Annotated in this window: 9 protein-coding genes; 6 read left to right on the top strand and 3 right to left on the bottom strand. The window is 63.5% G+C overall.

What is annotated here, in order from left to right; genetic code table 11:
* Positions 1-3,187, bottom strand: a 3,187-nt coding sequence (locus KA184_07365) for an exo-alpha-sialidase (protein ID MBP8129387.1), incomplete at its 3' end; no start/stop codon positions are given.
* 277 nt (positions 3,188-3,464) lie between these two features.
* Between KA184_07365 and KA184_07360 the strand changes: the two genes are divergently transcribed.
* Together KA184_07360 and KA184_07355 are read left to right on the top strand one after the other, a co-directional pair.
* A complete protein-coding gene (locus KA184_07360; protein ID MBP8129386.1) occupies positions 3,465-4,706 on the top strand; it encodes a (Fe-S)-binding protein in 1,242 nt (413 codons plus the stop codon).
* Positions 4,707-4,792: 86 nt separating this feature from the next.
* On the top strand, positions 4,793-6,040 hold the full coding sequence (locus KA184_07355; protein MBP8129385.1) for a (Fe-S)-binding protein: 1,248 nt from the start codon (positions 4,793-4,795) through the stop codon (positions 6,038-6,040).
* A gap of 17 nt (positions 6,041-6,057) precedes the next feature.
* On the opposite strand, the gene KA184_07350 is transcribed toward KA184_07355, so the two are convergent.
* A complete protein-coding gene (locus KA184_07350; GenBank protein MBP8129384.1) occupies positions 6,058-8,616 on the bottom strand; it encodes a beta-galactosidase in 2,559 nt (852 codons plus the stop codon).
* A gap of 606 nt (positions 8,617-9,222) precedes the next feature.
* Here KA184_07350 and KA184_07345 point away from each other — a divergent pair.
* The 4 genes from KA184_07345 to KA184_07330 are packed head-to-tail and all read left to right on the top strand — an operon-like array spanning position 9,223 to position 12,952.
* Positions 9,223-9,624, top strand: coding sequence for a hypothetical protein (locus tag KA184_07345; protein MBP8129383.1), 402 nt, complete (start codon positions 9,223-9,225; stop codon positions 9,622-9,624).
* Between the two features lie 28 nt (positions 9,625-9,652).
* Complete coding sequence (locus KA184_07340; protein ID MBP8129382.1) at positions 9,653-10,687, top strand: FxLYD domain-containing protein; 1,035 nt, start codon at positions 9,653-9,655, stop codon at positions 10,685-10,687.
* Positions 10,688-10,694: 7 nt separating this feature from the next.
* Complete coding sequence (locus tag KA184_07335; GenBank protein MBP8129381.1) at positions 10,695-11,927, top strand: hypothetical protein; 1,233 nt, start codon at positions 10,695-10,697, stop codon at positions 11,925-11,927.
* Positions 11,927-12,952, top strand: a complete 1,026-nt coding sequence (locus tag KA184_07330; GenBank protein ID MBP8129380.1) for a type II and III secretion system protein — start codon at positions 11,927-11,929, stop codon at positions 12,950-12,952. The genes KA184_07335 and KA184_07330 overlap by 1 nt, the downstream gene beginning before the upstream one ends.
* 21 nt (positions 12,953-12,973) lie before the next feature.
* On the opposite strand, the gene KA184_07325 is transcribed toward KA184_07330, so the two are convergent.
* On the bottom strand, positions 12,974-13,505 hold a 532-nt coding region (locus KA184_07325; protein ID MBP8129379.1), incomplete at its 5' end, for a hypothetical protein.

The following is a 13,505-nucleotide window of genomic DNA, read 5'->3' as shown; positions in this document are numbered from 1 at the left end:
CTTCACCCTCTCCTTCACCCTCTCCTTCACCCTCTCCTTCACCCTCTCCTTCACCCTCTCCTTCACCCTCTCCTTCACCCTCTCCTTCACCCTCTCCTTCACCCTCTCCTTCACCCTCTCCTTCACCTTCACCCTCTCCTCCGTTGCCTGAAACGAGGCATACGTCATCCACAAAGGCGTTAAAAACTTCGCCTGCGCTCGATCCGCCTTCAATTCTCACGGTATGCGGCGCGCCGTCCGCATAAGCCGAGACATCCAGGATGACCTCCGTATATGCTGGGTAGAGCGCCTGATCCGCCTGCGTCGCTTCAAAGAGCGCCGTGCCGTCTACAAGAGCGCGCACATAGCCCGACGTGTTCGCCGTGGGTATCTCGAGGAAGAACGAAAGCGTCGCTGTGCCGCCGGATGGGATGTCGACCGTCTGTTCGACGTAGCCATATTCGTCAGCCGAGGATATGCCGCCGAACCATGCCCACCAGAAACCGGAATGCGGCCCCGAACCAACATTTTCGTTGCAGGCATTGCCGTCGCAGAGCGGCGTGCCGAAATTCTCGGAGTACTCCTGCCATCCCGCGTTCGGCGTCCCCGTTTCGAAGCCCCCGTCGGCCAAGAGGTTGTTTTCGCATTCGTTCCCGCCGCCGCCGGAACGCATGACCAGCAGGGTGTAATCGCCTGCCGCGCCGCCGTATCCGGCAATGCGGATGAAATAGTCCTCGCCGCCAGTAACATAGACGGAGAGTTGCGAACCCACATCGCAATAGTCGTCGTTACAACCAAGTTCCGACCCATTGCACGCGTCAAACACCGCCAAGGTCGTGTCATAACTGCTGCCGCACAGGCTGATTGCCGCGAGCCCATCCTCCGGCGGCAGGTAAGAGAACCACACATCCAGATTGTCCCCATAGGCGCACGAAGTGATGTCCGTGCCCGAGGCGCCCGCCGTCGTGCCGTTCAAAGCAACGCCTTCGACCACGTAGGGCGCGGCATCGCATATGTCACTGCCCTGGCCGGGGACGGTGTGCGCTACGAATGAAAACGGCGCGCTGAAATCGCCCTGTGCGCAACTGCTGATCGAGGCCACGCGCCAGTAGTAGGCCGCGTCCTCGGTCAGTCCCGTGGCAAGGAAGCCGGTCTCAGCGACTTTCTCATCAAACAGGGTCGTGCCGAAACCACTGGACGCGCTGACCTGCACGCGGTACTCCACGGCGCCCTCGACCGCACCCCATGACAACGGCACGTCGGGGCTGCCCGCGTTCGGCTCGCCGTCGGCGGGGAGCTGCAGCAGGGGCGGTCCGGCGGGTCCGTCTTGCGCCAGCACGCGCAGCGTGAGCGTACGGTCTTCCGCGTCAGTCGCCGAACCCGAGATGCCGATTTCGTACAGGCCCGCGGCGACGCTCGCGTCCAGCGACACGGACAGCACGGTCTGGCCCGGCGGCGTCACCGGATTAACCGAGAAACCGGCCGTAGCGCCCGCGGGCAGTCCAGAGGTTGAGAGCGTCACGGGATTGACGAAGTCCTGCATTGCGGTGACGTCGATGGTCACATCATCGAGGCCGCCGGGCACGCAGACGACCTGCTGCAGATTGTCCGCGGCGAGCAGGAAGCCCGGCTCGGCGGTCACATTCAGCACGTCGGCAACGTAGACGTCCTTGTGGTCTGGCGGACCCAAGCGGTTGTCGGTCCACGCGGGAATGATCTTCTCATACATGACCGAGATGCCGTTGTAGTCGCCCCATTCCTGGCCGTCGCTCAAGTTGTTCGAGGTCTGCGACGAAACCCGCTGCGGGTCGAGCCAGGTTACGCCGCCGTCGGTCGAAAACGTGTAATAGAGGTCAACCCCCGACCGGTTCGCCGAGTGGCGCGTGTCGTAATACACCACGTGGACCACACCGTTGGCGTCCACGCTGAGCCATTGGTTGTAACGGTCCACGGTCAAGGCGTCATCTGTGGGATGGGGAATCGAGAAGTTCCAGATTCCCCCGCCGTCGCGCGAATATGCCACGTGCACTTGCGTGTGATTGTTCTCCGGCGTGGTCGATTCCGGCGCGGTCGTGTCCGTCCAGGAACAGTAGATCGTCCCGTCATAGGGTCCGCCCGAGCGGTCCGCGTCCGCCGCGGCATAAATCCACGCGCGGCGCGTCTCCATCGAGGGAACCGGCCAGTCGAAGTCGCCGTTCGTGTCTCCCACCACCGAGGCGGGCGCCCAAGTGCTGCCGCCGTCGGCGGATTTGAGCATCATCACCGAATTCTGCGGCGAGAACGCGCCGTAAAAGTAATAGACGTTGCCCGCGGTATCGGTGGTGATATCGCTGCCGATGCCGCGCGGCGCGTCCGGGAATGCAACGATGGGATCGAACGACAGGCCCTTGTCGCGCGAACGCGCGAACTGCATCACGTTCCCGTCGTGCCACGTGAGATAGATGTTGTCCTTGTGCGGCGAAGCCGGCGAGATGTCAACGTGCAGGAATTCCTTGTCGCTCCCGGATGTCGTCAACGCAAGGGCGGTGCTCCACGTCTCGCCGAAATCCGTCGAACGATAGAAATGCACCCCGAGCCCCGCGCTCAACGAGGCCGCATAGGCGGTCAGGCCGTCCGAAGACCAGCCGACCGTGGGGTCGCAGCACGTGCTCGGCAACGTCCCCTGGATGTGCCAGGTAAGGCCGCCGTCGGCGGAATAGTACATCTCCTGCCCGTAAATATTGTTTGCGCCCGCTATGACGCGGTTGGGGAACACCGGGTTGATCTCGACCGTGATCTCGTTCGCACCCAATACCTCATTAAGCCGGATTTCCGCGTTTACAGGCGCCGGGATACGGCCGGCTTTCGCCCGGCGTGCCTGCACCACGCCGTCTATCATCAGGCCGCCGTACTCGATCTCGAACATCTGCCGCGCCGCTCGCGGGTACTGAACCGGCCCCGTACGCATCCAGTGCGGGAACCGGCGCCGCAACTCGACACGATAAAAAACCGGGATGCCGCACTTGAGTTCTTCTTCATTGGGCGCAAGCAGTTTCAGGTCCTCGGCGGTCACGGCGTAGTTGCGGTCGTCCCACGGCCCGAATCGGGTCAAGCCCGCATAATCCACGCGCGGGTCCGCGCCGCGCGCCTGGTCAATGGATTGCGCCTCCGCGCCAAGAGAACATGCGCACACCATCACTGCCGCACTCACCAAGAAGCCTCTTTTCATCCAGGAAATCCTCTTCCGTTTGCTCAGCGACAAAAGGAAACCACCCCACCCAACAAGACACACATACCGCCCGCAGCCCTCTGAACGCCCTTTCTCGCACTCGATTATACCTCAATGACCAGGATCCGCACACGAGACGGCGAACCCCCGGCGATACAGGCCCGGCCGGCGCCGTTCGCGCCGCGTCCCGTGCGGTTTGTCGAGTCGGGCAATGACTCTCTGCCAATTCCTCTCTTTCCGGCGATGTGCTATAGTCGTCGCGCCTGGGAGGCAACCCATGAGCAACGCCTTGCATCCCTTCCGGAAATATGAGCGAAAACCCTTCGATGCAGCGCGCTGCACCGCGTGCGGGCAGTGCCTTTCCGAATGCCCCGTAATGCGACTGCCGGAAGCGGACGCCAAACAGCATTTTGCGGCCCTCGTGGCGCATTGGACGGATGGGACGCCGCTTTCCAGAAAGACGGAGAAGGTGCTGCGTGATTGTACGAGCTGTTTCGCCTGCAACCTTGTCTGCCCGGAAGACTGTCGTCCCACCAACCTGTTCCTCGACATCTGGCATCGCCAATATCAGCGCGAGGGACTGCCCGTCCGCGCGCGGTATTTCCTGCCGCACAGCGAGCCGAATTTCCGCACCCGCGCCGTCGCGCGGTTTCCCGCGGACCAGCGGGCGGCCATAGAGTCCTGGAAGCGCCTCGACCCGGCGGAAGAGGTGTTCTACCCCGGCTGCAACATCGTCGCGAGCCCTTACTTGACGTTTTCGAAGCTGTTCGACGGGCTGGAAATCCGCGGCGGCCTCGAATACTGCTGTGGTGAGATGTATTTCCGCATGGGCCTCTACGAACAGGTCGAGCAGGTCGCCGCGAAGCTCACGCGCTATTTCCGGCGGCTCGGCGTCAAGCGCGTGTACGCCTCGTGCACGGCCTGCCTCAACGTGTTGTCGCACGTGCTGCCGCAATTCGGCGCGGACTTCTCCGGCATCGAATTTGTGTCGTTCATCAGGCTCCTGCATGACCGGCTCGCGTCGGGCGCGCTGCGTATCTCTAATCCGCTCAACCACGTCACCGTGACGGTGCAGGACTCCTGCCATGCCAAGATATATGAGGAAGCCTATTACGACTGGCCGCGCCGCATTCTCGAACTGATCGGATGCGCCATCGTCGAAGCGCCCCGGAGCCGGCAGCGCGCGCACTGCTGCGGCATCGGCGCGGGCTTCTCGCACGAGGCCGGGTACGGCAAGTTCGACATCATTTCCGGACAGCGCGCATGCGCGGCCAACCTGCGCGCTTCGGGCGCGCAGCGTATCGCCGTGTACTGCAGCGGCTGTCTGCAAACGCAATCGGCGGCAAAATACGTTTCTCGAACACCGCAGCCCGTGTATCACGTCATCGAACTGGTCCAGGAAGCGATCGGCGAGAAACCGGCGCGGCGGCACCGGAAACTGGCCTTTGACCTCTTGGCCGGCACGCTTCTCCGCCAGGAAATGGGCAAGGCCCGCTTTTATGTGCCGCCCATCGAGTAACATGCGGCGCTAAGTGAAAGAAAGGACACGGAGGGCGGTTTGCCCGAGCCCGTCCGTGTTCGTTGGCGACAACGGGAGCCCCTTGGATGGCCCTGAAACCGTTCCAGCTGTCAAAAACATTCCTGCGGGACCGCTGTGACTACTGCGGCGAATGCCTCGCACGATGCCCGGTGCTTGAATATCCTGTCGAACGCGCGAAATCGGAATTCCAGGCGCTCGTCGAAACCGGCGGCGCGCCCGTGCTTGCGCGATGCACCGGCTGCATGGCCTGCAACAGCTTCTGCCCCACGGACGCCAACCCGCATACGCTGATCGTGTCACGGTGGAACGCGCGGTACCGGGAGCGGGGCCTCCCGGCGCGCGCGGCGCTCGTGCTCCCCTACCAGCGCGAAAACCTGTTCGTGCATGCCGTGGCGCGGCTGCCCGAGGACGAGCGCGCGCTGGTGCGCGCGTGGGAAGGCAACTGGCGCCGCCCGCCCAAGGCTGACACCATGATCTACGCCGGCTGCAACGCCCTGCTCCAGCCGTTCCTGCTCGATTCCGCCTTGTTCCGCGGCGTGCCTGTCTTCGGTTCCCTCGATTTGTGTTGCGGCGAGCCGTTGTACCGGATGGGCTGCTGGGACGCCGAGCGGGTCGTTGCGGAACGGCTACGCGACGAGTTCGGGCGCATGGGATTCGAGCGGCTCCTCGTGCCCTGCCTCGCGGGCTACCATCTTTTCCGCTACGTGTACCCGGACGTCTTTGGCGTTCGCCTCGGTTGCGAGGTCATTTCGCTGTACGACTGGATCGGCGAGCGCATCGCGGCAGGCCTGATCCACGTGCGCCCGTTGAACAAGCGCGCGGTCATCCACGACAACTGCTGGCCGAAAGCGTCCGGCGATGTCTGTTTCGACGGGGTGCGCGGCCTGCTGGAACGGATCGGCGTCACGGTGGTCGAACCGGCGCACACGCGCGAGTCCGCGCTCTGTTGCGGGATGTGCGCGGGCGCGGCGCGGCACAGCTTGCGCGATACGCTGCGCACCGCGCGGACGCGCCTGCGTGAACTGCGCGACGCAGCCGCGGATTTCGCCGTCGACTATTGCGGCGGCTGTTCCTGGCTGTTCAGCCTGGCGGGGCAGCTAAGCATTTCGCTGCGCAACGTGCCCATGTATCACCTGCTCGAACTGGTGCAGCTGGCCGCGGGCGAAACGCCGCGGCACCGCACGCAGGCGCATGCGGGGGGCATTATCCGCGCGATGACGGGAAAACTGCTGTGCAGTTATCTGACGCCGGGCCGGTTCCGGGTTACCAGCATCGCCGGCCGGCCGGTGCCTGATTCCTCCGTGGAACCGTAACGCCGCACGCGCCCGGGTCAGCGCGAAGTCAGTATTTTCTCCGGCACCGCCGAGTCCAGGCGGACCAGCATCGGCTCCAGCGGGTCAAGCAGATTCGGAAACTCTACGCGGCGCCCGCTGATCAGGTCCGTGCCCGCATGTTGCGCGCCGGAGAGATAACAGAGGATCGGTTCCGGCCGCATATTCACGACGAAAAGGTACGTGTCGCCCTGCCACTCGACCATGCGCGTCTTGACGCCCTCGAGGGGATAGCCGTGGCCGTTGATCGGTCGGCTGATATCTTCCAGAGATCCCAGCACAATCGCCGCATCCATCGCGTGCAGGTATTCGGTCGGCAGATTCATCCCGCGCACCAGAACCGTGTTGGAGGTGTTGCGGATAACGTCCTGCCGCGAGTGGCCCCGCTCGTTGTAGGGAATGGGCTTGCCCACGCGCGCCACGGTGCCGCCCTGCTCGACAAAGCCCTGGACGGCCGCAAACGCGTCGTTCCGGAGCGCGGGCGTTTCCGGAATCACGAGCACCTTGAGCAGGCCCAAGTCACCCGATACGCACTGATTCTCGGTGATATAGCGCACGGCGTAGCCCGAAAAGGAGCACCCCTCGTACGCGAAACGCGCCGAGAGCAGGTACGGGTCGCCATCGTCGAACACCTTGGCGGAATCGCTCCACAGAATCCCGACATCCGCGGGCGCGCGCTGGATCGCATGCACCACGGGCGAGAGCCGGTTGATATCGAGCGCCGCGGCGGCGAACGCCTCGAACGTTTCCGGACGCAGAAAGACGGCGCTGTCGCCCGGCAGCGCCATGGCGCTCAACCCGGAGACGACGGCGTCCCAGACGGCGGTGTAGACGTAGCCATACGCATAGCCGGGCGTGAGTGAGGCGTCGACCGTAATCTGATTCTCGGCGCACACCACCGGCTTCTCGGGCTCCATCGACCGCATCACGGTGCAAAAGGCCGACTGGTCCGGATAGCGGTACGCGTACAGGTCGCTGGCGGGACTCAGCCGGGTTGTGCAGCCCGTGATATCCATCATGCCGGCGACGGCTTCCCGGTCCAGCCCGTCCCGTGATTCACCCGGCTCGAACACGTTGTCCGGCAGCGTTGCCATGAGCGGCTTCGCGGGCGCGAGCTGCTTCACGGCGTCGCGCAACGACCGGAGGTACTGCACGCCAAGACCGCGGTGAAAGACCTGCCAGTCCCACTGATACGCCCGTTTCTGCCGGTAATCATATTGGCCGGGCGCGTCGCCGATCAGGATTTCCTCGTAGTTGGCGAGATGCGCGCGCCAGGATTGATTGAGCGCCTGTCGGTCCTCGTAGAGCGTCTGCACGTGCGCGATAAACTGCTGCCGCACCGGTTCCTCCAGGAAACGGAAGCGCGGCGTATGCACGATACTCAGCATGCTGACCGCGCTCTGCGCGGCAAGGTAAGGCACAACCGTATCAATATGGCGCTGGAACCGCTCTTGCAGCAGCGGATGCGCAACATCCACAAAACCCGCGGTCGCGATTTCGGGGTGGGCATCCAGCAGGGCGGCGCCGGGCCGGTGCGGCGCAAGCTGCGCCAGCAGCGTCACACCGTCGGCCTGCGCGCCCGCAAACAGCGCGTCAAATTCGCCTTGGTATGGCAGCACTTCGCCCGAGGCATCCAGCGTATCCTCGGGGGCAATCTCGAAAACGGCCAAGTTCAGCCCGTAGCGCGGCAGCACGTGCACCGCGTTGGCATTTGGCCTCCGCAATACGATCCCGAACAGGAACACGGGGGCATCTCCGGCAAAAAAGCCGCCGTCCCGCACCTCGAGCACCCCCAAGTCAGGCCGGGATGCGGACGTCAGCACCACGGGCGCCGCGCCAAAGGCCAGACCAGCGCGGACGCTCTCCAACGTGCGGCGGCCATAGGTGAGTTTGGCGTCCAGACTGCGCCACGCCCCTGCCGCAAGGTCCTGCGCCGCGCGCCCGAGAAACTCCTCCACCAGAGCCAAACGCATTTCCATTTCCGGGAATCGCGTCCCCCGGGAAAGGGCGGTGTCCAGGTTCTTCCGAAGTGCGGCCGCGTCCGCCGTTACTGCCGCCTGTTCGGCCCGCAAATGCTCTTCCGTGACCTTCCGGACGGTGGCCTCAAAGACGGCGCTCGGGTCGTCGCCCGGGTAACGCGCCTCGAACACCGCCTTGTACGCGCCCGGCGCCGCATCGCGCGCATCCCATAGAAAACGGCATGCGTTCGGGCCATCGTACAGCGTTTCCACGATCTCTTCGCTCCCAACGACCGTCCCCGACGCATCGGTCAGGGTCATGGTCACGCGGGTGCCGGGATGACGGCCGGACGACCGCATCCTGCACTCGAAGGGGACCGGACTCGTCACCGGATAGCTCGGCGCCAAGGCAACGTCCAGCGTAACCCGGGGTGCTTGGGTGTACGCGCCGGGTTCCGTCCAGATTTCCGCGAAGGCCGCAGGCGCCGCCGCGGGCGCGGCACCGGCGCCCGCGCTCGATGCCCCCGCATCAGCATCCTGAGCGGCAACCGCGACGGAAAACGCCAGCATGCATAACAACCAGAAGCATACCCGCTTCATCAGGAGTCCTTTCACAGGTTCGGGGGCGCGCTCTTGCGCGTTCAGACAACCCCGTATCCCACACGCCGGACGACGCTGCATTCTAAAGTCACCACGCAGCGCGAATCAAAAAGAAAACGGAGAATACGCTCAATCCGTTGACGCCGCGTCACTTGCGCGCTGAGGAAGACCTTGCAGAACCTCATCGCGCACCGGCGAGGCGCACCACCAGAGCAACCCGGGGCAAACAGGCCTTGGGCGGGCGTGACGCGACCCGGCGCTTTGTCTATAATGAGGGACGCCGGGGGAGCCGTCCCTTGACGGGCCGGGAAACCTTTCCGCGGCTGGCGAGATTCACAAAGGACAAGGCCGAGTCTAGCCGGCCGGCCCCGAGGCTGATACCCGGGCGTAACGCCTGGCATCAGAGAAGCTTGATATAGTATCGTGCAGGCTGACGTCCAATTAGGAGGAAGATATCCGTTTCGGAAGCGGGTTCTTACTTGACAATCCGCACCTCGTCACATAGAGTTATCGATTAGAGAGCGCGTTTATGTGACCGGGCCGGCTGGGTGGAGGGTCCGTGAGGCGGCGCGCGGCTGGCCCACAACATCGAGGGACTCTTCACCAATGCGAATGAAGGCATGGGGCACGGCGGCCCTGGCAATCATGCTATTGGTATCTCCTGTGCTCGCAGGCACTTACACCATACCGCCGGACAAGATGGACGGACAGAGGATTTATTGGGGTAATGCGGCGGATTTCAACAAGCCGGGCGAAGTGGACTACGAGGCGGTGATTAAGGCGACCCCGGAGTACGCGGAACTGGTCAAGAAGAAAATCGAGCGCGGTACGGCGAAGTTCTATTATCTGATGAGTCAGGCGAGCGACCACGCTGTGCGCGTCATCGTCGAGGTCGGTCAGATGCGTGAATATGACCTTGTCGCAGCCAAGGGATACCTGGCGTCGCTGGAAACGCCCATTCAGGCGGACGACCTGACAACGATGGTGCTCGAACGGCTCAAGGAATAATGCGATAACCGGAAAAGAAACCCTATTCATGCAGTTGGAGACCCAGCGGTCCGAAGCGGACCCGCGAAAGAGAAGGCCGGGCAGACATCAGGACGCGTTCCTCTTGTTATGTGTAGCGGTTGCCGCGGCAGGGTGTACGACGCCCGGCGCGGTGCTTGCCCCTGCCGGCGTCAGTTATACGGACAATACCGGCCCGGCAGATGAAGGCGGCGCCGCCAAAGAACTGGAGACGGCGCGTATCCGGCTGGACGCGGGTGAGTATTCAAATGTGCTGCCGCGTCTGCACCACATTGTGTCGGAATACCCGGATACCCGCGCGGGGGTCGACGCCCGGTATTACCTTGGCGTGACGTACTACCGCATCAGCGGGTTCCCAGACGCGCTGAATTATTTCAACGACTACCTTGCGCTCGCACCGAACGGCGAATATGCCGGCGCCAGCAGGGAATACCTGGTCCTGTTGCAGGAGGAAATGGCCAAGCACTATCCGTCGACGGCCCAGACGGCGGAGCGAGTGGCAGAAGCCGAAGCCAAGGTGGCCGCGGCCCCGGGCGACCTCGCCAGCAACCTTGAACTGGCCGAGACCTACTGGCGCAGCGGACAGTACGCTGAGGCCGGCGCGGTCTATGAGGATCTGCTGGTGAAGTGGCCGGAACTCGAGCACGACGCGACTATCCGCACCCGGGTCGAACGCGCAGCCGACGGGCGGCTCATCGTTCTCACGCCGGAAGAAGTGCTGCGCCGCGAGGCCGAGAACGAACCGCTCGTGATATTCAACACGGCCTCATTCCGCAGCGGCCGGGAACAGCTGTATGCGCGCAGTTACCGCGACATCTATTACAACGTCAGCGGTCAGGTGGTAAACCGAAGCCAGACGCCGCTCCAACAGGTGCAAGTCACGGTTACCATATACGGGTTCGGCGCGATGGTTTACGAGACACAGACGGTCAACCTGGGTACGCTCGCGCCCAAACAGGTTCGCGCATTCAGCGTCCAATTCTCCAAATTCGACGTCATCGAGAACATCGTTCGCTATGAGTGCGTGGGTTCGTATACGCGATAGGAGCACAATGAAGACCATTCCTCTCATGGGCCTTGTAGCGCTCTGCCTTGCGTCCCTCATGACGGCCGCGGCGCAGGACCAAGCCGCTGCGCCCGCTCCTGCACCCGAGGCTGCGCCCGCTCCTGCACCCGAGGCTGCGCCCGCCGCCCCGGCGCCGGCGCCGGCGCCAGAGCGCAAGCAGGTCAGCGTCTCGGTCAAGATCATCGAATATCAAACGACCACGGGCGTGGATACGGGCTTGAGCGCTTTTTTCAAGCAGCGCAATGAAGTCCGGCCGTATCTGCGCGTCAGCAGCGGCAACGGCAATATCACCAGCGCCGACCTCACGTTCCCCGCCAACACCTTCTCCGGCATCACGGTGTTCCTGGACCGGCTTACCACGAGTTACGGCGACATCGAGGCGGTTCTGCAAGCGCTCGTCGACCAGAACCGCGCGTCGATCCTCGCGCAGCCCAAGGTGATGGTCATGGTCGGTCAGGAAGTGCCCACGAAGATTGAAACAACGCAGGACATCCCCTTCGAGGACACGCGTGTCGTGGGCGCGACAGCCGTGCAAGTGACCACGTTCCGACCGACCGGCGTGATGCTCAGCGTAAAGGCGCTGGGGGTCATCGACGACGACGGCAACCCGAACACGACGAACGACACGTTTATCAACCTGGAGATTATGGCGTCGGTGAAGGAGGAGGGCCAGCGCATCACGGTAGCGCTTGACGACCAGCTCGCCGGCGCCAACAATCCCTTCTCCGGCAATACGAACGCGATCAGCGTGCCGGAGTTCGTCTCGCGCGAGATATCCACCAGGGTCTGGGTCCAGCACGGACAGGTCCTGGTGCTGGGCGGGCTGTATCGCAACACGCGGAACAAGAACCTGACAACGTTGCCTTGGCTGATCCAGGGGGAAGACCTGCTGAATGCGACCGTGGCGCGGCTTTCGCCCATCGCCCTGCCGCAGGTGCCGCTTTCCACCGGTCTCGGCAGCCAGGACAGCACCGAGGGCCGGCGCGAACTCGTTTTCCTGCTCAAGGCGGAAGAGTGGCGCCCATCCTATACGGTCGGCGGCGAATTCGGCTTCATGGAAGAGGAAATCGAGGCGGAATCCCAGCGCGGCTCTCCAAGGGACGTCATCACGGGCATCGTGGAAGGTATCACGGAACTTCCCCAGAACCTGGGCGAGCAGATCACCGGGCCTATTCCTAAGGACGACATCACGTCGAGTCTGGGCGGAGGTACAGAATAATGCGGCGCGCGGTCCCACATCTCCTCTTGTCATGCGTCCTGTTGGGCGGGGCCGCATGGGCGCAAACGCCCGCGCCGCAGGACATCCGGCAGGTCCAGATTCAGGTGCTGATCAGCGAGACGAACGAACGCGGCGTGCGCGATATCGGCGCGAACCTTGATTACACCCGGTTCGTGCGCGGCGAAGAACAGAGCGGTTCGCTGCAGCAGGTCTCCACCAACGTCTTCGACCCGGTCTCCGACTTTGAGGACGTAACGCTGCCGGTCCCGGACCAGACGTTGTTCCCGCCGCCGTTGCGCCCCGATGAAGACAACAACCTCGCGAACGCGATCCAGACGCGAGGCGGCGTCGGCCTGACTGCGAGCGTGATCAGTCCTGGTTACGGCACCGTCGAAGCGGCATTCCGCGCCGTCGAGCGGAAACGCGACGTGGACCTCGTATCGAAGCCGGAAGTGCTGGTGGTCAACGGCGGCGCCGCCATCATCAAGGCTGGCGGCCAGGTGCCATACCAGAGCGTGACGTACGACGCAAAGGGCGCGATGCAGCTCGGCATCACCTTTGAAGACATCGGCGTCAACCTGTCGATTGTGCCCACGATTCTGCCTAACGACTCCATCGAATTGAACCTGCAGCAGCTGGACGTCAGCGAGGTGGCGCGCATTGAGAATCTGCGCGGCGTGGACCTGCCCGTCTTCTCGAAGCGGTCACAGACCGGTCTTGTGGTCGTGCCCAACGGGCAGACTCTGGTCATCGGCGGACTTACCACGCGCGTGGTGCGCAAGAGCGAACGGCGCGTCCCGATCATCGGTTCCGTGCCTATCCTCGGCGTGCCGTTTCGGTCGCGCAAGTCAGAAGCCGACTTCAGTCATCTGCTCATTTTCGTGACGCCGACCATCGTCGATTTGCGCAAGCTGAACGAAGATCAAGACGCCGTCAACGCACTCCACTTCTGGCGCGAAAGAGGCGGCGAATATATCAGCAGCGAATCGATCGAGCGCGAAATGTCGAGCATGAAAGCGCGCTGACGCCGCATTTCCCCGGCTGCATCAGGGCAAGGCCGGGATCTCGCCCTCTTCCCCCGGCGCCGTGACCGTGGGCTTCACATGCCAGAACACGCCCGACTGCGGGTTATCGCCCGGGCCGTTCCAGTCCGGCTGCCACCACAGGTATGTCCGCGGGTCAAGCGGGTCACCGTCCACATCGGTCATGCAGATATTGACGCGCGCCGTCTGCCAGGGAATGCCCGCTTTCTCATCGAGATAGGCCGCGGGAATCGCTATCTCCATATTGTAGCCGTCCGGCGTGGTTACGCATACCGCGCGCGCGCCCTCGGGCAGGTCCGCGGCCCGGTAGAGCGTCTGCCCCTCGCCGGGGCTCAACGCCACAAGCAAGAACTCCTCGAATTCCTTGCCACCGGGCGAGCTTTGCACGGTAAAGATATTCCGCCCGTCGATGAAGACCCGCAGGCCGTCCTGTTTCCACGATTCGCGCCCCGGAACCAAGGTCAGGCGGTCGTCCCTGGCTTCAATGCCGATGTACAGATTGGCGTCGTCATGTTCGACGGAAAACCGGAACGAC

Source organism: Candidatus Hydrogenedentota bacterium, assembly GCA_018005585.1.
In the GTDB taxonomy this organism is placed as follows: domain Bacteria; phylum Hydrogenedentota; class Hydrogenedentia; order Hydrogenedentales; family JAGMZX01; genus JAGMZX01.
Note: the sequence above shows the minus strand (reverse complement) of the source record. Positions and strands in the feature narration are given on the sequence as shown.